Annotated in this window: 25 protein-coding genes and 6 tRNA genes; 15 read left to right on the top strand and 16 right to left on the bottom strand. The window is 60.4% G+C overall.

The window, feature by feature from the left end; translation table 11 throughout:
• Positions 1 to 10: 10 nt before the first annotated feature.
• From ACNFBR_RS20710 to ACNFBR_RS20675, 8 genes are all read right to left on the bottom strand, one after another.
• On the bottom strand, positions 11 to 706 hold the full coding sequence (locus tag ACNFBR_RS20710) for an ABC transporter ATP-binding protein (protein WP_416736556.1): 696 nt from the start codon (positions 704 to 706) through the stop codon (positions 11 to 13).
• The gene (locus tag ACNFBR_RS20705) at positions 706 to 1,458 is read right to left on the bottom strand and encodes an ABC transporter ATP-binding protein (protein ID WP_041166365.1); all 753 of its coding nucleotides are present in this window, start codon (positions 1,456 to 1,458) and stop codon (positions 706 to 708) included. Before ACNFBR_RS20705 ends, ACNFBR_RS20710 begins: the two co-directional genes overlap by 1 nt.
• On the bottom strand, positions 1,458 to 2,477 hold the full coding sequence (locus ACNFBR_RS20700; protein ID WP_025754951.1) for a branched-chain amino acid ABC transporter permease: 1,020 nt from the start codon (positions 2,475 to 2,477) through the stop codon (positions 1,458 to 1,460). Before ACNFBR_RS20700 ends, ACNFBR_RS20705 begins: the two co-directional genes overlap by 1 nt.
• A 1-nt stretch (position 2,478) precedes the next feature.
• Complete coding sequence (locus ACNFBR_RS20695) at positions 2,479 to 3,339, bottom strand: branched-chain amino acid ABC transporter permease (protein ID WP_233693104.1); 861 nt, start codon at positions 3,337 to 3,339, stop codon at positions 2,479 to 2,481.
• 65 nt (positions 3,340 to 3,404) lie between these two features.
• Complete coding sequence (locus ACNFBR_RS20690) at positions 3,405 to 4,607, bottom strand: ABC transporter substrate-binding protein (RefSeq protein WP_416736555.1); 1,203 nt, start codon at positions 4,605 to 4,607, stop codon at positions 3,405 to 3,407.
• Between the two features lie 90 nt (positions 4,608 to 4,697).
• A complete protein-coding gene (locus ACNFBR_RS20685) occupies positions 4,698 to 5,462 on the bottom strand; it encodes a FadR/GntR family transcriptional regulator (protein WP_003247561.1) in 765 nt (254 codons plus the stop codon).
• 252 nt (positions 5,463 to 5,714) lie between these two features.
• On the bottom strand, positions 5,715 to 5,945 hold the full coding sequence (locus ACNFBR_RS20680) for a PP0621 family protein (RefSeq protein WP_110747689.1): 231 nt from the start codon (positions 5,943 to 5,945) through the stop codon (positions 5,715 to 5,717).
• Positions 5,946 to 6,039: 94 nt separating this feature from the next.
• A complete protein-coding gene (locus ACNFBR_RS20675) occupies positions 6,040 to 7,059 on the bottom strand; it encodes an outer membrane protein assembly factor BamD (protein WP_416736554.1) in 1,020 nt (339 codons plus the stop codon).
• Positions 7,060 to 7,206: 147 nt separating this feature from the next.
• Between ACNFBR_RS20675 and rluD the strand changes: the two genes are divergently transcribed.
• The 8 genes from rluD (at position 7,207) to ACNFBR_RS20635 (ending at position 12,506) form a co-directional block, all read left to right on the top strand.
• Entirely contained in the window at positions 7,207 to 8,169 is a 963-nt protein-coding gene (gene rluD / locus ACNFBR_RS20670) for a 23S rRNA pseudouridine(1911/1915/1917) synthase RluD (protein ID WP_416736553.1), read from the top strand.
• Entirely contained in the window at positions 8,166 to 8,906 is a 741-nt protein-coding gene (gene pgeF, locus ACNFBR_RS20665) for a peptidoglycan editing factor PgeF (RefSeq protein ID WP_416736552.1), read from the top strand. Before rluD ends, pgeF begins: the two co-directional genes overlap by 4 nt.
• A 140-nt stretch (positions 8,907 to 9,046) precedes the next feature.
• Complete coding sequence (clpB, locus tag ACNFBR_RS20660; RefSeq protein WP_416736551.1) at positions 9,047 to 11,611, top strand: ATP-dependent chaperone ClpB; 2,565 nt, start codon at positions 9,047 to 9,049, stop codon at positions 11,609 to 11,611.
• A gap of 452 nt (positions 11,612 to 12,063) precedes the next feature.
• Positions 12,064 to 12,139, top strand: a tRNA-Asn gene (locus ACNFBR_RS20655).
• Between the two features lie 4 nt (positions 12,140 to 12,143).
• Positions 12,144 to 12,220: transfer RNA gene (locus ACNFBR_RS20650), tRNA-Pro, on the top strand.
• Positions 12,221 to 12,226: 6 nt separating this feature from the next.
• Positions 12,227 to 12,302, top strand: a tRNA-Lys gene (locus ACNFBR_RS20645).
• A 46-nt stretch (positions 12,303 to 12,348) separates the two neighbouring features.
• A tRNA-Pro gene (locus tag ACNFBR_RS20640) sits at positions 12,349 to 12,425 on the top strand.
• 5 nt (positions 12,426 to 12,430) lie between these two features.
• Positions 12,431 to 12,506 (top strand) — tRNA-Lys (locus ACNFBR_RS20635).
• Positions 12,507 to 12,699: 193 nt separating this feature from the next.
• Here the strand turns inward: ACNFBR_RS20635 and ACNFBR_RS20630 are convergent.
• The 3 genes from ACNFBR_RS20630 to ACNFBR_RS20620 all read right to left on the bottom strand — a co-directional run bounded on the left by ACNFBR_RS20630 (position 12,700) and on the right by ACNFBR_RS20620 (position 15,015).
• Positions 12,700 to 13,995 (bottom strand): NAD(P)/FAD-dependent oxidoreductase, encoded by a 1,296-nt coding sequence (locus tag ACNFBR_RS20630; protein ID WP_179027053.1) that lies wholly within the window; start codon positions 13,993 to 13,995, stop codon positions 12,700 to 12,702.
• Between the two features lie 84 nt (positions 13,996 to 14,079).
• A complete protein-coding gene (locus tag ACNFBR_RS20625; protein ID WP_008091951.1) occupies positions 14,080 to 14,253 on the bottom strand; it encodes a DUF3094 domain-containing protein in 174 nt (57 codons plus the stop codon).
• Positions 14,254 to 14,385: 132 nt separating this feature from the next.
• Complete coding sequence (locus ACNFBR_RS20620) at positions 14,386 to 15,015, bottom strand: DUF1780 domain-containing protein (RefSeq protein WP_003247546.1); 630 nt, start codon at positions 15,013 to 15,015, stop codon at positions 14,386 to 14,388.
• Positions 15,016 to 15,112: 97 nt separating this feature from the next.
• Here ACNFBR_RS20620 and ACNFBR_RS20615 point away from each other — a divergent pair, with 97 nt between their 5' ends.
• Entirely contained in the window at positions 15,113 to 15,796 is a 684-nt protein-coding gene (locus ACNFBR_RS20615; protein ID WP_416736550.1) for an energy-coupling factor ABC transporter permease, read from the top strand.
• A gap of 274 nt (positions 15,797 to 16,070) precedes the next feature.
• Here the strand turns inward: ACNFBR_RS20615 and yacG are convergent, their stop codons facing one another.
• The 4 genes from yacG to ACNFBR_RS20595 are packed head-to-tail and all read right to left on the bottom strand — an operon-like array spanning position 16,071 to position 18,968.
• The gene (gene yacG / locus ACNFBR_RS20610; RefSeq protein WP_416736549.1) at positions 16,071 to 16,271 is read right to left on the bottom strand and encodes a DNA gyrase inhibitor YacG; all 201 of its coding nucleotides are present in this window, start codon (positions 16,269 to 16,271) and stop codon (positions 16,071 to 16,073) included.
• Positions 16,268 to 16,891, bottom strand: coding sequence for a dephospho-CoA kinase (gene coaE, locus ACNFBR_RS20605; RefSeq protein ID WP_416736548.1), 624 nt, complete (start codon positions 16,889 to 16,891; stop codon positions 16,268 to 16,270). The genes yacG and coaE overlap by 4 nt, the downstream gene beginning before the upstream one ends.
• Complete coding sequence (locus ACNFBR_RS20600) at positions 16,891 to 17,757, bottom strand: prepilin peptidase (RefSeq protein ID WP_416736547.1); 867 nt, start codon at positions 17,755 to 17,757, stop codon at positions 16,891 to 16,893. The genes coaE and ACNFBR_RS20600 overlap by 1 nt, the downstream gene beginning before the upstream one ends.
• A gap of 2 nt (positions 17,758 to 17,759) precedes the next feature.
• The gene (locus ACNFBR_RS20595) at positions 17,760 to 18,968 is read right to left on the bottom strand and encodes a type II secretion system F family protein (protein WP_416736546.1); all 1,209 of its coding nucleotides are present in this window, start codon (positions 18,966 to 18,968) and stop codon (positions 17,760 to 17,762) included.
• Between the two features lie 216 nt (positions 18,969 to 19,184).
• On the opposite strand from ACNFBR_RS20595, the gene ACNFBR_RS20590 reads away from it, so the two are divergent.
• From ACNFBR_RS20590 to ACNFBR_RS20580, 3 genes are all read left to right on the top strand, one after another.
• Positions 19,185 to 19,595, top strand: a complete 411-nt coding sequence (locus ACNFBR_RS20590) for a pilin (protein WP_416736545.1) — start codon at positions 19,185 to 19,187, stop codon at positions 19,593 to 19,595.
• A 71-nt stretch (positions 19,596 to 19,666) separates the two neighbouring features.
• A tRNA-Thr gene (locus tag ACNFBR_RS20585) sits at positions 19,667 to 19,742 on the top strand.
• Positions 19,743 to 19,990: 248 nt separating this feature from the next.
• Positions 19,991 to 21,145: a Fic family protein gene (locus ACNFBR_RS20580; RefSeq protein WP_416736575.1), complete on the top strand. Its 1,155-nt coding sequence runs from the start codon at positions 19,991 to 19,993 to the stop codon at positions 21,143 to 21,145.
• A 379-nt stretch (positions 21,146 to 21,524) separates the two neighbouring features.
• On the opposite strand, the gene ACNFBR_RS20575 is transcribed toward ACNFBR_RS20580, so the two are convergent.
• Positions 21,525 to 21,647 carry a hypothetical protein gene (locus ACNFBR_RS20575; protein WP_416736544.1) on the bottom strand — a complete coding sequence of 41 codons (123 nt, stop codon included), beginning with the start codon at positions 21,645 to 21,647 and terminating at the stop codon, positions 21,525 to 21,527.
• A 60-nt stretch (positions 21,648 to 21,707) separates the two neighbouring features.
• Between ACNFBR_RS20575 and ACNFBR_RS20570 the strand changes: the two genes are divergently transcribed.
• The 3 genes from ACNFBR_RS20570 (at position 21,708) to ACNFBR_RS20560 (ending at position 24,894) form a co-directional block, all read left to right on the top strand.
• Positions 21,708 to 21,920, top strand: a complete 213-nt coding sequence (locus tag ACNFBR_RS20570; RefSeq protein WP_416736543.1) for a hypothetical protein — start codon at positions 21,708 to 21,710, stop codon at positions 21,918 to 21,920.
• 397 nt (positions 21,921 to 22,317) lie between these two features.
• Positions 22,318 to 23,340, top strand: a complete 1,023-nt coding sequence (locus ACNFBR_RS20565; protein WP_416736542.1) for an integrase domain-containing protein — start codon at positions 22,318 to 22,320, stop codon at positions 23,338 to 23,340.
• A 510-nt stretch (positions 23,341 to 23,850) separates the two neighbouring features.
• Positions 23,851 to 24,894 (top strand): FRG domain-containing protein, encoded by a 1,044-nt coding sequence (locus ACNFBR_RS20560; RefSeq protein ID WP_416736541.1) that lies wholly within the window; start codon positions 23,851 to 23,853, stop codon positions 24,892 to 24,894.
• Positions 24,895 to 25,422: the final 528 nt, after the last annotated feature.

Below are 25,422 nucleotides of genomic sequence, written 5' to 3'. Positions count from 1 at the left end.
CGTTCTCCTTTCAGGCGCTCAGGGCCAGGTAACGGTTCTTGATGCTTGGGTCCTCGCGGAACTGCGCAGCGCTGCCTTGGTAGGCGACCCGGCCCTGTTCAAGCACGTAATGGCGGTCGGCGAGGGCATCGCAGACCATCAGGTTCTGTTCCACCAGCAGGATCGACAGGCCTTCGTCCTTGATCCGCCGCAAGATCTTCACCAGTTCGTCGACGATCACCGGGGCCAACCCTTCGGTGGGTTCGTCGAGGATCAGCAGCTTGGGGCCGTTGAGCAGGGCGCGGGCGATGGCCAGCATCTGCTGTTCACCACCGGACAGGGCGAAACCGCCATTGCGGCGCCGTTCCTTGAGGCGCGGGAACATGCTGTAGACGTCCTCCAGTTGCCAGCGGCTGGCCTTGCGCACGGCAATCTTCAAGTTCTCCTCCACGCTGAGCTGGCGGAAGATGCCGCGGTGTTCCGGCACCAAGGCAATGCCCAGCCGGGCGATATCGAAAATTTCCCGCCCGACCAGTTGCTGGCCGTTGAAGCTGATCTGCCCCTGCCGTGGGCGGACGATGCCAAGGATGCTGCGCAAGGTGGTGGTCTTGCCGGCACCGTTGCGCCCGAGCAGGGTGACCAGTTCGCCGGTCTCGACCTTGAGCGAGACCCCTTCGAGCACATGGCTCTTGTCGTAGTAGGAATGGATCGAATCGACATTGAGCATCAGGCGGCCTCTCCAAGGTAGGCGGTGCGCACGCGCTCGTCGTTGCGCACCTGTTCAGGGGTACCCTCGACCAGGATCTGGCCGTGGCTCATCACCGTGATGCGCTGGCTGATCGACATGACGATGCTCATGTTGTGCTCGATCAGCAGCACGGTGTGGTCGCGGCCGAGGTCGCTGATCAGGTCGGTCATCACCGGGATATCGTCGATGCCCATGCCCGAGGTGGGTTCATCGAGCATCAGCAGGGTGGGCTTGGCGCAGATCGACATGCCCACTTCCAGCACCCGTTGCTGGCCGTGCGACAGCTCGCCGGCCAGGGTTTCGGCGCGTGCGCTCAGCTTCAGGCGCTCCAGCACCTGGTCGGCGGTGTTCCAGTGGCTGCGCTTGTGCTCGACGCTGCGCCAGAAGTTCAGTGCGCCCAGGCCATCACGGCCCTGGGCGGCCAGGCGCAGGTTTTCGCGCACGGACAGGTTCTGGAACAGGCTGGTGAGCTGGAACGAACGCGCCATACCCAGCGCCACGCGCCCGTGGGACGGCTTGCGGATGATGTCCTGGCCATTGAACAGGATCTTGCCTGCGGTGGCCTGACGTTCCCCGGTCAGGCAGTGGAACAGGCTGGTCTTGCCGGCGCCGTTGGGGCCGATGACGGTATGGATGGTGCCGGCGCGGACCTTGAGGTCAACGCCCGCGACCGCCTTGAACGGCCCGTAGGCCAGCTCCAGCTGGCGGGTTTCCAGGAGGTAGTCGCTCATCACAGGGTCTCCTTGGTCTTGGCCTGGGGTTTGTCATTGGCGTTGCGGGTGGCCAGCAGGCGCTTGCCCAGTTCGGCCAAGCCGCCCCACAGGCCGCCGCGCATGAACACCACCACCAGGATCAGGATCACCCCCAGCAGCATCAGCCAGCGTGGCCACAGCTCCGACAGCACGTCGCCCAGCAGCACGATGGCGCCGGCCCCCAGCAGCGAGCCGAACAGCGAGCCGGTGCCGCCGACGATGGTCATGATCAGGATGTTCTCGCTCATCATCAGGTCGATGTTCGACAGTGGCGCAAAGTGCAGCAGCATGGCGTACAGCGCCCCGGCGATGCCGGTGATGGCGCCCGACAGCATGAACACCAGGATCTTGAAATGGCGGGTGTCGTAGCCGATGGCGGCGGCGCGGGTCTCGTTCTCGCGGATGGCCAGCAGGGTGCTGCCGAATGGCGAGCGGATTACCCGCAGGGCCGCGGCGAAGATCAACAGGAACAGCACCGCGACGAACACATAGAAGTGCCGTGGGTCGGCCAGGTCGACCAGCACATGGCCGGCGATTTCGATATTGGGCCGGGGCACATCGAGCAGGCCGTTGTCGCCGCCGGTCCAACCGCTGAGGGTGTAGGCCAGGAAGTACGCCATTTGGCTGAAGGCCAGGGTCAGCATGACGAAGTAGATGCCCGTGCGGCGGATCGCCAGTGCGCCCACCAGCAGCGCCAGGAAGGCGCCGAACACAGCGGCACCCAGCAGCGCAGCGAACATGCCCCACTGCAGGTGGATCATCAGCAGCGCCGCGCCATAGGCGCCCACGCCAAAGAAGATGCCCTGGCCGAACGACAGCAGGCCGGTGTAGCCGAGCAGCAGGTTGCAGGCCAGTGCGGCCAGGGCAAAGATCAGGATCTCGGTGGCCAGGGTGGCCGATGGAAGCAGCAGCGGCAACGCCACCAGGCTGGCAACCACCAGTAACAGCAGTGCCGGGGCGCGGCCCTTGGCGACGGGCAATGGGTTCTTCTCGCTCATTTCAGGCTCTCCCGAACAGGCCATAGGGACGGACCAGGATCACCGCGGCCATGGCGCCGTAGATCATCAGGCTGGCGCCTTGCGGCCAGAGGCTGGTCATCATGCTTTGCACCACACCCACCAGCAGCCCGCCAACCAGCGCACCGCCGAACGAGCCCATGCCGCCGATCACCACCACCACGAAGGCAATACCGAGGATCTCCGGACCGACGAAGGGCTGGGCACCCCGTAGCGGCGCAAACAGCACACCCGCCACGCCGGCCAGGCCCACGCCCAGGGCGAAGGTCAGGGAGAACAGGCGGAAAATATTGGTGCCCAGCAGCGACACGGTTTCGGTGCTTTCGCTACCGGCCCGCACCAGTGCGCCGAAGCGTGTGCGCTCCAGCAGCAACCACAGGCCAATGCCGATCAGCGCGGCGAAACCGATCAGGAACAGGCGGTAGTAGGGGTAGATGAAGTCACCGAGGATCAGCACCCCGCGCAGCTCCGGCGGCACGGCGATGTTCTTGCCCACCGGGCCCCAGATCAGCACCGACGCTTCCTGGATGATCAGCGCGATGCCGAGGGTGACGAGGATCTGGAAGGTATGCGGCAGGTGGTAGATGCGCTTGATCAACAGCCGCTCGACCGCCCAGGCCAGTGCGGCCACGACCAGTGGCGCAATCAGTAGCGCCAGCCAGAAGTTGCCGGTGATGGCCACGGCGGTGTAGCACAGGTAGGCGCCCAGCAAAAAGAACGCGCCGTGGGCGAAGTTGACGAAGTTGAGCAGGCCGAAAATGATCGTCAGGCCCACGGCGATGAGGAAGTAGATCATCCCCAGGCCCAGGCCGTTGAGCAGTTGGAACAGGTACAAATCGAGCATGAGAGTGCCCTCGACAGCGCGCAAGGCGGCTGCCTGTACAAGTGTGGGTAACTAACGCCGCGGCTTCAGGCCAGGGCGCAACCGGTGTGATCGACCTCGACGAACGAGCGGCCCGAACTGATGACTTCGGCCAGGTCGTCCTCGTCGCGCATCTGCCCCTGGGGCTTGCCACGCAGCAGGTAGTAATCCTTGAGCACCTGGTGGTCACCCGGGCGGATCAGCTCTTCGCCGGTCGGGCCCTGGAAGCGCATGCCCTGCAATGCCGCAGACACGGCGGCACCGTCCAGGCTGCCGGCCTTGACGATGGCGTCGAGCATGACCTTGGTGCCGATGTAGTCGGCGGCCAGCGGGTAGTTGGGGTTGATGCCATAGGCCTTGCGGGTGGCGGCGACCAGCTGCTTGTTCAGCGGGGTATCGACCTGGTGCCAGTACTGCGCGCCCAGGTACACGCCCTCGAGCACGTCGCTGCCCAGCTCCTGGAACTGGTCGAGGCCGGCAGACCACACCATCAGTACTTTCATGCGGTCCTTGATGCCGAAATTGACCGCCTGGCGCAGGGCGTTGGAGGCCTGGCTGCCGAAGTTGAGCAGCACCAGCACGTCGGGCTTGGCGGCGATGGCGTTGGTCAGGTAGCCGGAAAACTCCTGCTCCTGCAGCGAGTGGTAGCTGTTGCCGATGTGTTCCACGCCAAGCTCGGCGAACACCTTGCGGGCGTTGTCCAGCAGGGCGTCGCCGAACACGTATTGCGGGGTGATGGTGTACCAGCGCTTGGCCTGGGGCAGCTGGCGGATCATCGGCACCAGGGTTTCGCGGATGGCACCGTAGGTGGGCACCGACCAGCGGAAGGTCGAAGCATTGCAGTCTTTGCCGGTGATTTCGTCGGCGCCTACAGGCGTCATGAACACGCCGCCGGCCTTGTGAATTTCCTTCGATACAGCCAGCGCCGAGGATGACAGGGTACAGCCCTGGAAGAAGCGTGCGCCATCCTGGCCGATGGCTTCCTGTACCTTGCGCACCGCCTTGCCGGCGTTGCCTTCGGTGTCGATGACTTTGTACTTGAGCGGGTGGCCGAGCAACTGTGGGTACTCGGCGATGGCCAGGCGCGAGCCCATGTCGGCGTACTTGCCGTAGCTGGCGAAGGCACCCGACATGGACTTGAGCCCATAGAAGGTCAGGGGTTGGTCGGCGAATGCCCGGTGCGCCCCCAAAGGGAGGCTACCGATGGCACCCAAGGCAAGGCCTGCCTTGAGCAGGGTACGTCTTTGCATGAGTAACTCCTTGGTTGTGGTTATTAGGCAGGAGTGGCAATGACAAAGCGGGTACGGCCGGGCCTGTGAGCAGGCCTCTTTCCAGGCGCATCAGTGGTGGTGGTCGAACTCCAGCAGGAAGTTACGGGCAACCTCGCCTTCCAGCGCGGTCATGTGGTGCTCGGCGTCACACATGTGTTCGTGCATCAGCCGGCGTACGGCGGGTTCGTCGCTGGCGCGCAGGGCAGTCAGCAGTTGCTTGTGGTAGTCGATGTTGGCGGCGGCGAACTGCTGGCGCTTGGGCAGGTAGGCCTTTTTCAGCACCACCAGGTCGCGCAGCAGGTCGTTGAGGAACACCGCCATGAAACGCAGTAACGGGTTGGGGCAACGGTCGGCCAGCAAGGTGTGGAACTCGAGCTCGGCCAGGCGCTGCTCGCGCTGGCCTTCTTCGCTGTCTTCCGGCGCGCTGCAGAAATCGATGTTGGCCTGCAGCGCGGCGTAGTCGGCTTCGCTCAGCTTGCCCATCACCGATACCGCCAGTTCGACCTCGATGACTTTGCGCAGCTGGTACACCTGTTCGCCGTCCAGGTGCTGAAAGTGCAGGTAGTTGCGTAGTGCACGGCTGGCCGGCTCGGTGCCCACTTCGTTCAGGTAGGCGCCGCCGGTCGGGCCGGTGCGGGTGCTGACCAGGCCTTCGACCTCCAGCGCCTTGAGGGCCTCGCGGGCAGTGCCCTTGGAGCATTCGAAGTGCTCCATCAGCTCGCGTTCGGTAGGCAGGCGGTCGCCGGGGTGCAGCGCTTCGGTGACGATCGAGCGCTTGACCGACTCGACGATCACATCGGACAGCTTCTGGCGCTTGCGTTTGGGTTTGAGCATTTCGCTATTTTTCATATTTATGCGGATAAATAGGATTTAGCGAATTTTGTCGGGGTGGGTCAATGCTGGCAGCGGGGAAGGGTCGTAAATGGTGTGAAAGGGTCGGGGAGGGATATGTGCATCAGGCGAATGTGCCTGTAGGAGCAGCCTTGTGCTGCGAAGGGGCCCTTAATGCCATAGAGCAACTATTGCCATACCGGCCTCTTCGCAGCACAAGGCTGCTCCTACAGGTACAGAGCATGCCTTGAAGCTTCAGTGCTGGCGGCCGGGGCCTTGCTGCAGGTGTGCCTGGCTGCAATACCACTCGTTGCCTTGCTGCAGCGCCCGGTCGTTGGGCAGGTGCACGCCGCAATGGGCACAGCGCACCATCTTCAGCGGTGCATCCAGCTTCGCCTCGGGGTGCGACTGCTGGCTGACTTTGAACTTGCGCCACAGCCAGAACGCGGCGGCGATCAGGGCGATCCAGAATAGTAGGCGAACCATGGTGTCCAGCTTGTCGGTTGAAGAAGCAGACAGTCTAGGACGAGGCCAATAAAAAAGGGAGGCCCAAGGCCTCCCTTTCATTCACCGCTGAGGGTCAGTCGAACAGACCAAAGGTCATGTAGCTGAACCAGGAGCGGTCTTTCTCGGCTTCTTTCGGGCCTTCCGGCACGATCGGGTCGCCGTTCTCGTCTTTGGGCAGCAGCTCTTGCGGCATCTCGTCACGCGCGTCCTGGAACTGCTTGACCACGTCCTGGTTGGCGCGGGTTTCGCCCGGCGGCAGCGGGGTTTCGGTTTCGATCAGGCCCAGGGTGGCCTTGGACAGCCAGCCACGGCCGTCAGACTCGGTCTGCTTGGGCTGGAACTCGCCATCGACCAGGCTTGGGTGGTTCGGGTAGTTGAGCTTGAGGGTTTCCAGGCTGCTGGCGGCCAGTTCGTCCAGGTGCATCTTCTGGTACGACTCGACCATCACCGCCAGGCCGTCACCGACCGATGGGGTTTCCTGGAAGTTCTCGACCACGTAGCGGCCACGGTTGGCGGCAGCCACATAAGCCTGGCGGCTCAGGTAGTAGTCGGCCACGTGGATTTCGTACGAAGCCAGCAGGTTGCGCAGGTAGATCATGCGCTGCTTGGCGTCTGGCGCGTAGCGGCTGTTGGGGAAGCGGCTGGTCAGCTGGGCGAACTCGTTGTACGAGTCGCGGGCGGCACCCGGGTCACGCTTGGTCATGTCCAGTGGCAGGAAGCGCGCCAGCAGGCCACGGTCCTGGTCGAACGAGGTCAGGCCCTTGAGGTAGTAGGCATAGTCGACGTTCGGGTGCTGCGGGTGCAGGCGGATGAAGCGCTCGGCGGCCGACTTGGCAGCCTCGGGCTCGGAGTTCTTGTAGTTGGCGTAGATCAGCTCGAGCTGCGCCTGGTCGGCATAGCGGCCGAACGGGTAGCGCGATTCCAGGGCCTTGAGCTTGTTCACGGCGCTGGTGTAGCTGGAGTTGTCCAGATCAGCCTGGGCCTGCTGGTACAGCTCGGCCTCGCTGAGGTTCTCGTCAATGACCTCTTTATTGGAGGAACAGGCCGCGGTAAGCCCGAGGATGGCGATCAGCAGCAGGTGTTTCACTTGCATGGCGGCTTGCGTCCCTTTGACGGCCGCTGTCTTGGGCGGTGCCGTCCTGTTATGATGAGCGCCCCGGCCAACCCCGGGACAAAAGAAGCCGTATTTAACCACAAGCTCGCAGCCGAAACCAAAGGCTGTGCGCCCGCCGAATCGAGCATGTCCGAGATCATTCAACTTAGCGCAGAGGTACCGTCCGAACTGGGCGGCCAACGCCTCGACCAGGTCGCCGCCCAATTGTTCGCCGAGTACTCGCGTTCGCGGCTAACTTCGTGGATCAAAGAGGGCCGCCTGACGGTCGATGGCGCCGTCGTGCGCCCTCGAGACCTCGTCCATGGCGGTTCGCTGCTGGCCCTGGAGGCCGAGCAAGAGGCCCAGGGCGAGTGGGTCGCAGAAGATATCGAACTGGATATCGTCTACGAAGACGACCATATCATGGTGATCAACAAGCCTGCCGGGCTGGTTGTGCACCCGGCCGCCGGGCATGCCAGCGGCACCTTGCTCAACGCGCTGCTGCACCACGTGCCAGACATCGTCAACGTGCCGCGCGCCGGTATCGTGCACCGCCTGGACAAGGACACCACTGGCCTGATGGTGGTGGCCAAGACCCTGCAGGCGCAGACCAAGCTGGTGGAGCAGATGCAGGCCCGCAAGGTCAGCCGCATCTACGAGTGCATCGTGATTGGCGTGGTAACCGCCGGTGGCAAGATCGACGCGCCCATCGGCCGCCACGGCGGCATGCGCCAGCGCATGGCGGTAACCGACGGCGGCAAGCCGGCGGTCAGCCACTACCGTGTGCTCAAGCGCTTCCGCTCGCACACCCACGTGCGGGTGAAGCTGGAAACCGGCCGTACCCACCAGATTCGCGTGCACATGGCCCATGTCGGTTTCCCGCTGGTTGGCGACCAGACCTACGGCGGGCGCTTCCGCATTCCGCCGGCGGCCAGCCCGACCATGGTCGAGGCGGTCAAGACCTTCCCGCGTCAGGCGCTGCACGCGCGTTTCCTCGCCTTGGCCCACCCGATTACCGGTGAAGTCATGAAGTGGGAATCGCCACTGCCGGATGACTTTGTCTGGTTGCTGTCGCTGCTGAATCAGGACCGCGAGAGCTTTGTCGGATGAGTGGCCTGACGCAGTCGCTGCTGTTCCCCGACTGGCCGGCCCCGGCCTCGGTACGCGCCTGTGTCACCACCCGTCAGGGCGGCGTCAGCCTGCCGCCTTATGAAACCTTCAACCTGGGCGACCACGTGGGCGATGACCCGGCGGCGGTCGCCGAGAACCGTCGCCGCTTGAGCGAGCAGTTCGCCATCCAGCCGGCCTGGCTCAAGCAGGTCCATGGCCTGGTGGTGGCGGATGCCGACCCGGCCGTGGTGATCGAGGCCGATGCCAGCTGGACTGACCAGCCTGGCATCGCCTGCACCGTAATGACCGCCGATTGCCTGCCAGCGCTGTTCTGCGACCGCGCAGGCACCCGCGTGGCGGCGGCCCATGCTGGCTGGCGCGGGCTGGCTGGTGGCGTGCTGGAAGCCACGCTGGAGCGCCTGGCACTGCCGCCTGAAGAGGTGTTGGTGTGGTTGGGGCCGGCCATCGGCCCGCAGGCGTTCGAGGTAGGGCTGGAAGTGCGCGATGCCTTCACTGCCGTGCATCCACAAGCCGCCCGGGCTTTTGTCGATGGCGAACGGCCGGGCAAGCTGATGGCCGACATCTATGAGCTGGCACGCATTCGCCTGGCTGCCCGTGGGGTGACCGCTGTTTATGGCGGTGGCTGGTGCACGGTCAGCGATGAGCGGTTCTTCTCCTATCGCCGTACCCCGCAAGGTGGGCGGTTTGCATCCCTGGTGTGGCTGGAGCCCCGCTAATCCAACAGGTTGACTTCGGTCAACCCCGCTACGCTTGAATCTTCCAGAATCAGCCTTATCTATAAGGTCATCTCAGGCAGGTTTCTTCATAAACAGGCGCTGTCCATCGCTCCGACCTGCCCTTTAAAGGAAGGTACACCATGCGAATAGACCGTTTGACCAGCAAGCTGCAACTTGCAATATCCGATGCCCAGTCCCTGGCCGTTGGCATGGATCACCCAGCCATCGAGCCCGTGCACCTGATACAGGCGCTGCTCGAACAGCAGGGCGGTTCGATCAAGCCGCTGCTGATGCAGGTTGGCTTCGACATCAACAGCCTGCGCCAAGGGCTGGTGAAAGAACTCGACCAACTGCCGAAAATCCAGAACCCTACCGGCGACGTGAACATGTCGCAGGACCTGGCACGCCTGCTCAACCAGGCCGACCGCCTGGCCCAGCAGAAGGGTGACCAGTTCATTTCCAGCGAGCTGGTGCTGCTGGCCGCCATGGACGAGAACAGCAAACTCGGCAAGCTGCTGCTGAGCCAGGGCGTGACCAAGAAAGCCCTGGAAAATGCCATCAACAACCTGCGTGGCGGCGCGGCCGTGAACGATGCCAACGCCGAGGAATCGCGCCAGGCGCTGGACAAGTACACCGTCGACCTGACCAAGCGTGCCGAAGAAGGCAAGCTGGACCCGGTGATCGGCCGTGACGACGAAATCCGCCGTACCGTGCAGGTGCTTCAGCGCCGTACCAAGAACAACCCGGTGCTGATCGGTGAGCCTGGCGTGGGTAAAACCGCCATTGCCGAGGGCCTGGCCCAGCGCATCATCAATGGTGAAGTGCCCGACGGCCTCAAAGGCAAGCGCCTGCTGGCGCTGGACATGGGCGCGCTGATTGCCGGGGCCAAGTACCGTGGCGAGTTCGAGGAGCGTTTGAAAGGCCTGCTGAACGAGCTGTCCAAACAGGAAGGCCAGATCATCCTGTTCATCGACGAACTGCACACCATGGTCGGCGCCGGCAAAGGCGAGGGCGCCATGGACGCTGGCAACATGCTCAAGCCGGCGCTGGCCCGTGGCGAGTTGCACTGCGTTGGTGCCACCACGCTGAACGAGTACCGCCAGTTCATCGAGAAGGACGCCGCCCTGGAGCGCCGTTTCCAGAAGGTGCTGGTGGAGGAGCCGAGCGAGGAAGACACCATCGCCATTCTGCGTGGCCTGAAAGAGCGCTATGAAGTGCACCACAAGGTGGCCATCACCGACGGTGCAATTATCGCTGCGGCCAAGCTCAGCCACCGCTACATCACCGACCGCCAACTGCCGGACAAGGCCATTGACCTGATCGACGAAGCGGCCAGCCGTATCCGTATGGAAATCGACTCCAAGCCGGAAGTGCTCGACCGCCTCGATCGCCGCCTGATCCAGTTGAAGGTGGAGTCGCAGGCGCTGAAGAAAGAAGAAGACGAAGCGGCGAAAAAACGCCTGGAGAAGCTGACCGAGGAAATCGAGCGGCTGGAGCGTGAGTATTCCGACCTGGAAGAAATCTGGGCCTCGGAGAAAGCCGAAGTGCAGGGCTCGGCGCAGATCCAGCAAAAGATCGAGCAGGCTCGCCAGGAGCTGGAGTCCGCCCGCCGCAAAGGTGACCTGAGCCGCATGGCCGAACTGCAGTACGGGGTCATCCCGGACCTGGAGCGCAGCCTGCAGATGGTCGACCAGCACGGCAAGACCGAGAACCAGTTGCTGCGCAACAAGGTGACCGAGGAAGAAATTGCCGAAGTGGTGTCCAAGTGGACCGGCATTCCCGTGGCCAAGATGCTCGAAGGCGAGCGCGAGAAGCTGCTGAAGATGGAAGCGCTGCTGCACCAGCGCGTGATCGGCCAGGGTGAGGCGGTAACCGCCGTGGCCAACGCCGTGCGCCGCTCGCGTGCCGGGTTGTCCGACCCGAACCGGCCAAGTGGTTCGTTCCTGTTCCTCGGCCCGACCGGCGTGGGCAAGACCGAACTGTGCAAGGCGTTGGCCGAGTTCCTGTTCGACACCGAAGAGGCGATGGTGCGCATCGACATGTCCGAGTTCATGGAGAAACACTCCGTGGCTCGCCTGATCGGCGCACCACCAGGCTACGTAGGGTATGAAGAGGGCGGTTACCTGACCGAAGCCGTGCGGCGCAAGCCTTACTCGGTGGTGCTGCTGGACGAAGTGGAGAAGGCCCACCCGGATGTGTTCAACGTGCTGCTGCAGGTGCTGGAAGACGGCCGCCTGACCGACAGCCACGGGCGCACGGTGGACTTCCGCAACACCGTGATCGTGATGACCTCCAACCTGGGCTCGGCGCAGATCCAGGAGCTGGTGGGCGACCGCGAGGCGCAGCGTGCGGCGGTGATGGACGCGGTGGGCGCGCACTTCCGGCCGGAGTTCATCAACCGGATCGACGAAGTGGTGGTGTTCGAGCCACTGGGCCGCGAGCAGATCGCCGGTATTACCGAGATCCAGCTGGGCCGCCTGCGCAGCCGCTTGCTGGAGCGCGAACTGTCGCTGAGCTTGAGCCCAGAGGCGTTGGACAAGTTGATTGCGGTGGGTTACGACCCTGTGTACGGCGCTCGGCCGCTGAAGCGGGCTATCCAGCGTTGGATCGAAAACCCGTTGGCGCAGTTGATCCTGGCTGGCAAGTTCGTGCCGGGTACAGCGATTACCGCCAAGGTGGAAGGCGACGAAATCGTCTTTGGCTAATGTGTTTCACCATGAGCCCCGCAACAGCGGGGCTTTTTTTTGCCTTTTTTACCTGTGCCGGCCTCTTCGCGGGCATGCCCGCTCCCACAGGATTCCGAGCCTGTGGGAGCGGGCGAGCCCGCGAAGAGGCCGGCACAGCCCCAGTAAAACCAGGCTTTCCCGGGGATTCTGGATAACTTGCTGAAATTTTTGAAATTTTTGCTTGCATCATATTTCGAGTGCCCCTAATATACGCCGCGTTGTCAGGCACTAAGCGAATCATCAGCAACAACGGTGACCGCAAAACAACTTACAAATCAGTAAGTTGAATGAAAAAAAGTGGTTGACAAGCAAAACGAAGAATGTAGAATAGCCGGCCTCAGCAGCGACAACGCGAAAGCGAAGCAGCTAAAGAGTCCGAAGCGAACACAGCCTTCGGAGTAGCAGCGAAGTAAGTTGTACCGAAGTTCAGTTCCGCGATAGCTCAGTCGGTAGAGCAAATGACTGTTAATCATTGGGTCCCTGGTTCGAGTCCAGGTCGCGGAGCCAATCTCGGGGTGTAGCGCAGTCCGGTAGCGCGCCTGCTTTGGGAGCAGGATGTCAGGAGTTCGAATCCCCTCACCCCGACCATTTTCCGGGTCGTTAGCTCAGTTGGTAGAGCAGTTGGCTTTTAACCAATTGGTCGTAGGTTCGAATCCTACACGACCCACCATGTAAAGAAGGGCATCTCAAAGAGATGCCCTTTTTTTTGAAAGACCCGGGGTGTAGCGCAGTCCGGTAGCGCGCCTGCTTTGGGAGCAGGATGTCAGGAGTTCGAATCCCCTCACCCCGACCATTTTTGGGTCGTTAGCTCAGTTGGTAGAGCAGTTGGCTTTTAACCAATTGGTCGTAGGTTCGAATCCTACACGACCCACCATGAACAAAGGGCATCTCGAAAGAGATGCCCTTTTTCTTTGCCTCGAAATCCAGCCGACCCCTGTAGGAGCAGCCTTGTGCTGCGAAAGGGCCATTGCAGGCAGAGCGAATCTTTTGTCGTGCCGGCCTCTTCGCAGCACAAGGCTGCTCCTACACGCACAAGCCTGTGCAGTGCCTGTAGGAGCGCGTGCCGGTCAGTGCAGCTTCAGTCGCGGTTCGGTACCCCGTCCGATCTTGCTCCCCAGCATCATCAACGCCGTGCGGAAGAACCCATAAAGCGCCATCTGGTGCATGCGGTACAGCGACACATAGAACATCCGCGCCAGCCAGCCTTCCAGCTTCACGCTGCCCATCAGGTTACCCATCAGGTTGCCCACCGCCGAGAAACGCGACAGCGACACCAGTGAGCCGTAGTCCTTGTACTCGTAGGTCGGCAGCGCCTTGTTCTCAAGCCGCGCCTTCAAGCTTTGCGCCAGCATCGAAGCCTGCTGGTGCGCGGCCTGGGCCCGTGGTGGCACGTTGCGGTCGCTGCCTGGCTGCGGGCAGGCGGCGCAGTCACCGAAGGCGAAAATGTTGTCGTCGCGGGTAGTTTGCAGGGTAGGGCGCACGACCAGCTGGTTGATACGGTTGGTTTCCAGGCCATCGATGTCCTTGAGGAAACCCGGCGCACGGATACCGGCCGCCCACACTTTCAGGCTGGCCTGGATCACTTCGCCGTCCTTGGTTTTCAGGCCGTCCTCGGTCACTTCGCTGACCGCGGCGTTGGTCATCACCTTCACCCCGAGTTTTTCCAGGGTCTTGTGCACCGGCACGCTGATGCGCTCTGGCAGCGCCGGCAATACACGCGGGCCCGCCTCGATAATGGTGATGTGCATGTCTTTGGGCTGGATGCGGTCCAGGCCATAGGCCGCCAGCTCGTGGGCGGCGTGGTGCAGCTCGGCCGCCAGCTCTACACCGGTGGCACCGGCGCCGACGATGGCAACGCTGATTTTTTCGCTGGCCACATCGCCGGCGTGGGCGCGCAGGTAGTGGTTGAGCAGTTGCTGGTGGAAGCGCTCGGCCTGCTTGCGGGTATCCAGGAACAGGCAATGTTGCGCTGCGCCCAGGGTGCCGAAGTCGTTGGTGTTGGAGCCCACGGCGATGACCAGGGTGTCGTAGCCCAAGGTGCGCGCAGGCAGCAGCTCGCGGCCCTCTTCATCGAGGGTGGCGGCCAGTTGAATCTGCTTGCCTTCACGGTCCAGGCCGCTCATGCGCCCCAGCTGGAAATTGAAGTGGTTCCACTTGGCCTGGGCCACGTAGTTCAGTTCGTCTTCCGAGGAGTTCAGCGAGCCAGCGGCCACTTCGTGCAGCAGTGGCTTCCAGATGTGCGTGAGGTTGGCGTCGACCAGGGTGATGTCGGCCTGCTTGCGCTTGCCCAGGCTTTTACCCAGGCGGGTCGCCAGTTCCAGGCCGCCGGCGCCGCCGCCGACAATCACGATGCGATGAGTCATGGGGATATCTCATAAGGTTTACGGAATTCGTGGCCCTGGGGGCCGGCCGCAAACTGCACGAGGGGAGGGCGAGCGCGAAGCAGCTCATAGCACCAGTCCACTTAGCAGGCGGCTGATGAGACCCAACCCGATGGTCACCGCCAGCACCAGCACCAGGAGCAACCACGGCCGGAAGGGCCTGCGCTCGACTTGGTGCTGGGGGGCTCGCAGATACTCATCGACACGACGCTGATCTTCTGGATTCAGGCGGCTGGTCATGGTGGGCCTCGTCAGGTAGACGTTTGTGACTGCGCAAACGCTACAGCGTTCGCGCAAGCGCTTGAAACAAATGATAATGCTTTCTATCCCTGGCGCCGAGTGTACGCCATCGCAAACATTCGCTGCACTGGATCAAAGACTGATGCCCACGTCGAAGACGATGCTGCGGCCCAGGTTGCCGCGCAGGAAGTCCGGCGCGTCGGGGTGGGCGAACAGCACCCGGGCAAAGGTTGGCCCGACCAGCGACAGCGAGCGCCAGCCCTGGCGCAGGTATTCGGTGGGCGGTGGGAAATGGGTGTTGAGGTCGAGCACTTCGCGCTTGAGGCTGGAGAACGCGATGATGTCCAGCTCGTTCAGCTCCAGCCCGCGTTCCCGGTAATTGTGCGCCTTCTTGCGCAAGGTCGGCGCCAGGCGCCCCAGCAGTTCGGTGGCACTGATGCGCCGCGGGCGCGCTTCGCGGCGCACCAGCTGCGCCAGGGAAAACGCACTGCGCCGGCGCTGCAGCTCTTCGCGCCATTCATCGTTCAGCCGGCGGCCCTCGTCGAGCACGAAAAACACCTCGAACGCCGCGTCGCGGAACAGCACGTCTGGCGGCTCCTGGCCGGCCGGGGTGAAGTCCTCGCTGCGGTAGGGAATGTTCAGCCCCTGCAAAAGACGCTGGCACACCCAACGCTCCCGCTCCCACTTGCGGGCGTTGGAGAGAAAGGCGTTGGCTTGTTCGGCCTGGATGGTAAGCAGGCGCAGGTAGTCTGAGTCATCCATGCAGACAAGCTTAGCCGCTAAACCATGACGGTAAGATGCTGAATTTGAATGGGTGTAGACTGGGTTTATCCACAGCAGCGACAGGGGTATTCGTCAGGTGATCAGCGCGCAGGTGTTGTCCGGTACCACCCTTGGCCTTGGCTGGCTGGGCTATGTGCCGCTGCTGATCTGGGCGGTAAGCCGGGTTCGCTGGGTAGAACTGTTCACTGACCGGCGCCGCCAGCATTTGCTGTTTGGCACGGTGTTCTGCCTGTTTGCGCTGTGGTTGGTGCGGCGAGATTTCGATACCGGGGTGTCGTACCACTTCATTGGCATGACGGCGGTTACCCTGTTGCTGGACTGGCCGCTGGCGGTGCTGGGTGGTTTCATGGCCCAGCTCGGTTTGCTGGCGCTGGGGCGCCAGGACCTGGCGGCGCTGGGGGTGAATGGCTTGTTGCTGGTGGGCTTGCCGGTGCTGATTACCGAGGTGTGCGCAGTCATGGTCGAGCGTGCCCAGCCGCGCAACCTGTTCGTTTATATCTTCTGTTCGGGGTTTTTCCCGGCAGCGCTGACCGTGCTGGTTTGCGTGCCTGCGGCGCTAGGGTTGCTGTGGCTGGACGGGCGTTTTGCCCTGCCGGAGTGGCTCAGCGACTTTGTCGGCTACCTGTGGCTGATGATGTTCCCCGAGGCGTTCATCAACGGCATGGTGATCAGTGCGCTGGTGGTGTTTTGCCCGGAGTGGCTGGAAACCTTCAACCGCACGCGGTATTTGCAGGCGCCCTGGAAGGAGGATGAGCGGTGATCATACGGTAGCTGTACCAGCCTCTTCGCGGGCATGCCCGCTCCCACAATCTTCAAGGCCGGTGCAACACCTGTAGGAGCGGGCATGTCCGCTCCCACAATCTCAAGGCCGGTGCAACACCTGTGGGAGCGGGCATGCCCGCTTCCACAATCTCAAGGCCGGTGCAGCACCTGTGGGAGCGGGCATGCCCGCTTCCACAATCTCAAGGCCGGTGCAGCACCTGTGGGAGCGGGCGTGCCCGCGAAGAGGCCGGTACAGCCACCGAGCCATCAGCTCAATGCCGCGGCTCCAAATCCCCCGAATACAGCTCGTCCTCGGACTCTTGCGCCCCCGGAATCTTGTGCTCCTCGGCCGCCCAGGCGCCCAGGTCGATCAGTTTGCAACGGTCCGAACAAAACGGCCGGAACGCGCTTTTCTCGTTCCACTCCACAGGTGCGCCACAGGTCGGGCAATCGACGGTCAATGGCTGGCTCATGGCTGGCCTCCTTTCAAAGTCAGGTAAAAGTGGTGCAGGCGGTCAATCTGCTCATGCAGCGCGGCCAGGTCGCCGTCATTGACCACCACATCATCGGCATGGCGCAGGCGTTCTTCGCGGGCCAGTTGGGCTTGCAGAATCGCTTGCACCTGCTCGGCACTGGTGTTGTCGCGCGCCAGGGTACGGGCTATTTGCAGTTCCTGCGGTGCATCGATCACCAGCACACGCTGGGTCTTGTGGAACTGGCCCGACTCGATCAACAGCGGTGACACATACACTGCATAAGGCGACTGCGCCTTGGCCAGGTAGCTGAAAATCTCCTGGCCGATCAACGGGTGCAGCAGTTGCTCCAGCCATTTGCGCTGCGCCGGGTCGGCGAAGATCAGCTGGCGCAGGGCGGCGCGATCCAGCTGGCCGTCGGTTTGCAGCACACCCGGGCCGAAGCGCTCGACGATGCTGGCCAGGGCCGGGCGGCCAGGTTCGACCACCCAGCGCGCCGCCTGGTCGGCATCGACCAGGTGCACGCCCAGCTCGACGAAACGCTCGGCAGCGGCGCTCTTGCCGCTACCAATGCCGCCGGTCAGGCCGAGAATCCAAGGGGTAAAGGCTGCAGTGGCCATCAGTATCCAAGCAGTTGCATGTAAGAGGCGTATATTTCATCACCCCAGAGCACGGCAATCCACCCCGCAATCGCCAGATAAGGGCCAAACGGTATCGCCGTGCCCATCGTCTGCCGGCGCACGCGCAGCAGGCACAGGCCAATCAGCGCCCCGACCAGCGACGACAGCAGCAGCGTCAACGGCAGCACCTGCCAGCCACCCCAAGCCCCGATCAGCGCCATCAGCTTGAAGTCGCCATAACCCATGCCTTCCTTGCCGGTGACCAGCTTGAACACCCAGTACACCGTCCACAGGCTGAGGTAGCCGGCCACCGCGCCCCACAGCGCGTCGGTCAGGGGTGCATAAAGACCAAAGGCATTGACGATGAGCCCTAGCCACAGCATCGGCAGCACCAGCACATCCGGCAGCAATTGGTGTTCTGCATCGATCAGGCTCAGAGCCAGCAGGCACCAGGTCAGCGGCAGCGCCAGCAAGGCCTCGACCGAAGCGCCAAAACGCCAGGCCACCACCAGCGACAGCAGCGCGCTGGCTATTTCCACCATCGGGTAGCGCGGGCTGATGCGGGTTTTGCAGGCTGAACAACGCCCGCGCAAGGCCAGGTAGCTGATGACCGGAATGTTCTCCCACGGGCGAATTCGATGTGCGCAATGGGGGCAGCGCGAAGCCGGCAGGCACAGGTCGAACCGTGCGTGCTGCGTGGTCGGCAGCCCCAATGCTTCTTGCGCTTCACGCTGCCATTGCCGCGTCAGCATGATCGGCAGGCGATGCACCAGCACGTTGAGAAAGCTGCCCACCAGCAGGCCGAGCAGCGCGGCCAGGGTGAGGAAGTACACCGGCTGCTCAGCCAGCAAAGTCCATGAAGTCATGTTCAGATCAAGCTACCTAACTGGAAGATCGGCAGGTACATCGCCACCACCAGGCCACCCACCAGCAGGCCCAGGATCAGCACGATGGCCGGCTCCAGCAGGCTGGTCAACTGGTCCAGCGCCTGGCTGACCTGTTCCTCGTAATGGCTGGCGGCTTTTTCCAGCATCTGGTCCAGCGTGCCGCTGGATTCACCGATGGCCGTCAACTGCACCAGCAAGGGTGGAAATAGCCCTTCACTGGCCATCGCCTGGTTCAGCCCCTGCCCATTGGCCATGCCCTGTCGCAACCGCAGCACTGCCTGCTCGTGCAGCTCGCCCCCAGTGACTCTAGCCACCGTACCCAGCGCATCCAGCAGCGGCACCCCTGCGCCGTAGGACGTTGCCAGGCTACGCGCGAACCGCGCTAGCGCCGCCTGCCCCAGCAATGCGCCGAACACCGGCAAGCCGAGCACCCGCCGAGATATCCACAAGCGCGCTGGCGCGTGCCGCCGGTAAAGCTGGCGCAGGGCCAAACCCAGCACCGCGCCCATCACCAGCAGTAGCGGGGCAAACCGACTCAGCCCTGTGGACAAGTCGATCACCCACTGGGTAAATGCCGGCAACGTCGCACCCATGCCCGCGAACATGTTCTCGAACTTCGGGATCACCTCCAGCAACAAAATCGCCGACACCCCCAGCCCGGTCAGCAACAGCAGCAGCGGGTAGAGCATCGCCTTGCGCACCTTCTTGTGTAGCAGCCGACGCTGTTCCAGCATGCCCGCCAACTGCTCCAGCTGCCGGTCGAGCGTGCCGGATTGCTCCCCCACCCGCACCAGGTTGCAATACAGCGCATCGAACCATGCTGGGTGACGCTGCAGTGCGTCCGCCAACCCCAGGCCCGAGGCCACATCCTGTTTCAATCTATCCAGCAACGCCGCCTGCGCCGCATCGCAACCACTGCGCCCCATCACCTCGAACGCCTGCAGCAGCGGCACCCCGGCCCGGAGCAACGTCGCCAACTGCCGGCTGAACCCTGCCGGGTCGGCCTTTTCGCGCCGCTTCGGCAGGCTGAAGGCCAGCCCGCTGGCCGGCCGCAAACTGACCACCGTGATGCCCTGGCGAATCAGCCCGGCGCGCACATAGGCTGGGCTGCGCCCGGGCGTTTGGCCGCTGACCGGTACGCCGTTGGCGTCGGTGCCACGCCAACTGTAAAGGTGTGTGGAGGAGGTCATGCAAAGGTCCTTTTTCTGCCCCGGTGACAAGCCTGGAAACAGCTTGCCGCGTCAATGCGAGGGCATGCGTGCGTGATGCTCACTAGAGTAGTTCAGCGAAGATGACGCCCAAGCGGGCAGGGGTGACAAAAGGTGTCTGTTCAGGCCTACTGCGCCGCTGCCGGTTGGGGCGCCACCGACCTCAATGTGTAAGCGAATCAAAAAGGAACTACGTTCATGAAAGGGCAACGCGGTATCACCCTGATCGAACTGATGATCGTTGTCGCGATCATCGGCATTCTGGCGACCATCGCCTTACCGATGTACACCAACCACCAGGCCCGTTCCAAGGCTGCGGCCGGCTTGCTGGAGATCAGCGCGCTGAAGACGGCGATGGATCTGCGCTTGAACGATGGCAAGGACGTGGCAGGCGTGGCCGAGCTGGGTGGCGTGCCAGCGACGGCGCATTGTGCGATCACCGCCAGCGGCAAGGCGGCGGATGGTAGCGGCAGCATTGCTTGCACGCTGGTGGATGCGCCGGCCAATGTGCTGGGCAAGGCACTGACTTTGACCCGTTCGGCCAGCGGCTGGGCGTGCACGACCGACATCGAGGAAGACCTGGCGCCCAAGGGGTGCAAGGGGGCTTGAGGGTGGGGCAATAAACTAGCGGAAACAGGGGTTTGCGTTGCGGGTGCGAGCAGTGGTACGTTGCGCTACACGCCGGTGTAGCTCAGTCGGTAGAGCAGCGCACTCGTAACGCGAAGGTCGCAGGTTCGATTCCTGTCTCCGGCACCATTCAAATTGGCCAAGGGCGATTTTTCGCTGACTGGCATCCAACAAAAACCGCCTTGTGCGGTTTTTTTGTGTCTGCTTTCTGCCCGGCAGATCCGTCGTTTTCGACTTCCCGGATCGCAATTTTCCACTTAAGGTTGCTCCGTTTTCTAGATAATGGTTATCTGTTATTTATGTTTTGGGTAACGGTTACAGGGCTAAAAGAAGATTTTTTCTAGATAATGCTTTTCTCGCTTAGAGATAATTTCGAGATGCCCCAGTTTGTTCATCACGACCTTCAGTTGCTGAATCCCTCCTTCGACTCGCCGCTGGTTGACGTCCTGGCCGAGCTCGAGTTTCTACGCAGGCTGAGGCTGGAAGGGGATACGCCAACCCAGGTGTTCTTCCAGTTGAAGGCGCTTTTTCACACGCTGGAGAGCTTGGGGTCTGCTCGAATCGAGGGTAACCACACCACGTTGGCCGATTACATCGACAGCAAGGCGGACGGCAAAGCCGAGAGCACAGACCAGTTGCTGGAAATCGCCAATATCGAGAAGGCGATGGACTACATCGAAGAGGTGATGAAGCCAGGCGCAGACCTTACAGAGCATACGATTCGAGAGCTTCACGCCATGACCGTGCAAGGATTGCGGCGTGAGGGCGACAGAACGCCTGGCGCCTACCGGGAAGGGGCGGTCAGGATCGCCCAGGCAGAGCACCTGCCTCCAGAAGGTGTGCTGGTGCCGCAGTACATGCAGGAGCTGGTCAGCTTCATCAACCGCGACGACTTGCCGAAATACGCACTGATGAAAGTCGCCTTGGCACACCATCGCTTCGGCTGGATCCACCCGTTCGGTAATGGCAACGGCCGCGTCGTACGGCTGCTGACCTATGCGCTGTTGATGAAATACGGCCTCAACGTGAACGTGGGTGGCAGAGTGCTCAACCCCACGGCGGTGTTCTGCAATGATCGAGACAAGTACTACGGCATGCTGGGCGTTGCCGGTACCGGCACCACTGAGGGTTTGGAGGCGTGGTGTACCTATGTGCTGCTGGGTATTCGTGACGAGTTGGAAAAAGTGGACAGGCTCACCGACTATGGTTACCTCACCAAGTCTATTTTGATGCCGGCAGTGAGCTTTGCACGTAGTCGGGAGTGGATCACGGGGACCGAGGAGCAGATCCTGATCAGCGCGATAAAGCTGAAGGTCGTGAAGTCGAGTCATATTGCTCACGCGCTTCCCACGCTTACGGCTAACCAACGGACATATCAGATCAAGAACCTGGTTGAGAAGGGCATGCTTCTGCCAGTTAGCTTGGGCTCCAGGCAATACACCGTTGGATTTTCCAGCAACTACCTGGTGCGTGGGGTCATTAAGGCGTTGAGGGAGCAGGGGTTCATCCCAGAGCCGCTCGACAGGCCGTGAATGCTTGTGAGGGCGTCACCTCGTGCTAAGCGCGAGTGCGAGACCGCCTGGCCTGCCCCATCCAAGGAGAGAGGCCACCCCGTGCAATTGCAACAGGCTGACGAGACTTCTACCGGAGCACCGGGCAGGCTCAATTCATCAAGACAGACACGATTCCTGTGGGAGCGGGCTTGCCCGCGAACACGGGCGAAGCCCGTGCCAGCCAACGTAGTTTCCCACTTCGTACTATTTCCAGTTCACTGGGCCGTTCGAAAGGGTTGCACTTACAGGACCGCTCCGATGCTCCAACCTCTATTGGCGTTGAGCTTGCGCAGATCTTTATAGGCAGCAGACTGGACAAACCAGAAACCCGAGACGATGCACCAGCCTACCGTGGCAGCTACAACATCCCCAGCGCTGGCAGGAATCCGGCGATGAACAAGACAATGACGGAACCACCCCAGGTTCCGCTCAACAAGCAGTAGAGGACGATGTTGTTGACGCGGATGACGAGGTCTTTCACAGGGCGTTTTCCTTGCGGTTTTCGGTAATTGCTCCACTTGGAGCGTGGAGAAACGATCACGTGGACTTCAAGGAATTTGGGGACATAGCGGTTCGTCACTTACGCAAATCCCAAGAGCATGATCAAGTCAACAATGGTCGGCATGCTTACCCGTTTGTATCGGGCGCCTCCGCGCTGATGGAAGAAAACTCGAAATGCCATTTGTGGATACCTGCACTGGAGGTGGGAGGGCTTCCTAATCTGATGGACCTCATAGCACTGCTGCAGCCCTGATCGCACAAGGCTTTGCGGCGATCCCCTCGTGACAATCGGCGTGACAAACGCCGATGTCACCAGCAACAGCGATGCAGATGATGGTGCGGCAGACCAAGGAATGGACTGCACCTGACTGACAGTCAGGCATGCCCCGGTCATCGCATTGCTGCATGCACCTGGCTCAGGGTCTCGCGGCACTGGTCTCGTCAGCCAGTACTGCCTCCGCCCGCCCACCGGTAACGGTGCTCAGGAGGCCAGATCATGAGATGCCCTTGCTCCCGGTCGTAAGGAGCCGCCAGTCCCGCGAAGAGGACATTCCCCACAGGCCGCAGGGGCCTTGATCCCTGATAACACTCAGCATTCTTGGCGGGATGAAGTGGGGCGAGGATCGGAGAAAGAAGATGAGGTAACCGACATGGCGTTAGTGGGTAGACGTGATGGCCGCAATTACGGCTATGCTAGGCAATTGAGCTACGCAGAGCAGCAGGCGCTGAAAGATATGTTCGGCGGCGGCCACTACGGCACGGTCAAAGCGCACTGTGATCGGTGGCAGGCATTCGCGAAATGGTGCCGCTCCGGAGAGGGCCCCGGCATCAATGATGCGCTGCAGATTGATCGGGAGTTTTTGGCGAGTTATGCAGCGTACCTGCGTGGCTTGTTTAGGCGCGGCGACCTTGCTGTTAGCACTGCACAAAGCCGGCTTTCCAGCGTTAACAGGACTATGGCAGCGCTTCGCGGTGATCAGTACGTGAAATTGCCAGGTCCGAGCAAGGCGTTGGGGATGCAGCGCACCGGGATTCGTCACACGGTGCCCCAGGGCCAAGACCGCGAACAGGTTAGGCAGATCGTCGATACGCTATGCAGCCGTGATCAGAGGCGGGCCGCAGCGATCGTTCTGTTGGCCCGAGCTACCGGAATGCGCTTGCGTGAGGCCGTCTTGGCTGATCTGCCACGGCTAAGCAGAGAGGGGAACGAACTCGGCAAGATTAACATTCAGGATGGCACCAAGGGCGGCCGCTCCGGGGCCTTAGCGCCACGTTGGATTGGGGTGGACGACCATGTTCGAGGTGCACTTGGGCTTGCAAGGCAGGTGTCGCCTGTGGGTAGCCGCAACCTGATTGCGCCACACGAAAGCTACCTGAGTCTTCTGCAAGAAATCATTCGCCCTGCGCGGGAAATCCTCCATGCCCACAACCTCAAAGGCTTCCATGAGCTACGAGTGGCGTACGAATGTGAGGGTTATGAGCAAATCATCCAACACCGTGCGCCCATCAACGGCGGCCAATGTCGCCGGGTAAATAGGCACCTTGATCTTGAGGCCCGAAGCCAAATCGGCTGTAAACTGGGGCATGGTCGGATCGACGTGGTCGCTGTTTACGTTGGGGGTCGGACACAAGTAAGTCATTGGATCTGGAGTTATTCTTGGCTGGCGCGCTGACGGGTTCGTACTCGACACGGAAACGCCATTTGCGGCAAGTGAAGACCATCCAAGCTGAAATCGCCGAGCGCTAGCAGCGGGTCACCCCCAGTGCCTGGCAGCGAAAACATTTAGCTTGATTTTTGGAACATTGTCTTGCCGGGCGAAGTGAGGAAGCTAAGTATTAATATTTGCTAACCGTACATCTGCTCGCAAGTCGATAAAAAGGCATGGGTATTTAATTGCTAGTTGAAGATTTTGTGCTTTTTAGGGTGATTAAACTCAGTTCTCTATGCTGTATTTAAAAGTCGGAAAATGCCCCGGCATGACACTTTGCGAGTGGCTTAATCAGTCAGCAGAACGCTAGGGATATTTTTTGGTAATGGGAAGTGATGGTGAAGTTGGGTAATAATCTAGTTCCAGTTTGTTGAATGCCTCTAAGGGTTGTAGGTTTCTGGTGTGTCGAAGTTTTGTGTGTTATGTTTTGCCGGGTGAGTTTTGTGAGAAATCGTGGAAAGGAAGCAGCTAAAATTGAATAAAAGAGATGAAAGGTTTAGAGGGCTTTTAGAAGCTCGTGGTGTTTGTGATGAGAAGATTGTTGACGTATTGGAGTCTGGGTATACGCTTGGAATGGTTCCTGGAACTATAAGCGATCAGATGTATGGGAATAAGATGTTCTCAAGCTGCTTTGGTATTCATGAATTTGTTGAATATGTCAAAGGGGAACATGAATTTCAAAAGCTCCCTGGGTTTGTAGAGTATGTCGCAAAAAATATAGATGATATAAAAGGCGTGCTGCTTGATGCTCGACGACAGAGGTACAGGCATGATGGGATTTTGTCCTTCCGAGGTCAAACATCTCAGTATTATTATAAGCGAAAGGTTCCGAGCCCTGTTCGGGCTAATGAGCGAGGTGAAGAGTTATCCATATTTCCAGGGCTGTTCAGGCAAAAAGGTGAGTACTATACATTTTATGATGTGCCTAGCGAGCAACGTACCCTGGCTTACTTCCTTCATGAGCTAGAACCTAATAATGCTGAAGTTTACTTGGATAGCTCGCATGCATACGATATGATTCGCGTTGAACAGCACTATGCGACTCAGACTTCCGGGTTGGATATATCATTCGATATCGAGACTGCAATTTTCTTTGCTACATATAAAATGAAGCGTAATTCTTCTGGTGTTGCCTATTATGAGAAGATAAAGAAGGGTGAACACAAGGGAGTGATATACGGATTCTGTTTTAGAGATCCTTTGGTGAAAAGCGCCGAGTATCTGATTTCTGAGTTTGATCTCTTCAGAACATATAAGCCGCAACGAGTGTTAAGGCAGAGTTGCGGGCTTCCTCTATTTGGGTCTCATGAGCGAAATATCGCAGTGACTGACCTGGATTTCGTGATTAAGCTAGATAAAGACTTTGATTATGAAGGGCTTAGGATGCCAGAGTATATGTTTCCTAATGTGCTGGAGGATAAATTCTATGGAAAACTTTTAGAGCTTAAAGATCGTTATCCGAAAGAGCTGTCAAATATCGTAGAATATCAGGGGAGTAGAGGCGGAGTTACAGGCTGATTCTATCTTGAAGATGTCTGGTTATCGTTGTTTATATGGGGTTGAGTCATCGCAAGAATAGTGCCAGTAAGCTGTTGGTTATTATCGGATTTCCTGAGTATTCCAATGTGGGTTTTTCGTGAGGCTCTTTGCGGTTTCCTGTTCTATGAATTTTCTAAGGAGGAATTATGCAGTTTGCAGTAGCTCTTATAGAATACCTGATTTCCGGAATTGTTGCTTCGGTTTGGGTCGCGTTGGTAATCAATAATTTTGTTCCGCTTCCCCTCAATAAGATAAATGATTATAAAGAAATATTTGTCGTAATTTACTTCCCTGTTTCCTATGTGTTGGGAATATACGTTGACACTACGTCATCATTTCTGATTAGGCGCGCGAAGTCTTTGGATTCTAGTTTTGAAGGTGCTAGTAAATTATATTCTTGGTTTCGAAAGTTTTTTGTGAGTGCATACAATTTTTTTGCTGGAAAACCGAAGCAAGACTCGTATGAGCGAGGCGCCGAAATTCTTTCTCAATCAATTCCTGACACTG

The sequence above is a fragment of the Pseudomonas sp. NY11955 genome (assembly GCF_048068035.1).
Lineage (GTDB): Bacteria > Pseudomonadota > Gammaproteobacteria > Pseudomonadales > Pseudomonadaceae > Aquipseudomonas.
The sequence above is the reverse complement of the archived record's forward strand: the minus strand, read 5'-3'. Positions and strand labels throughout refer to the sequence as shown.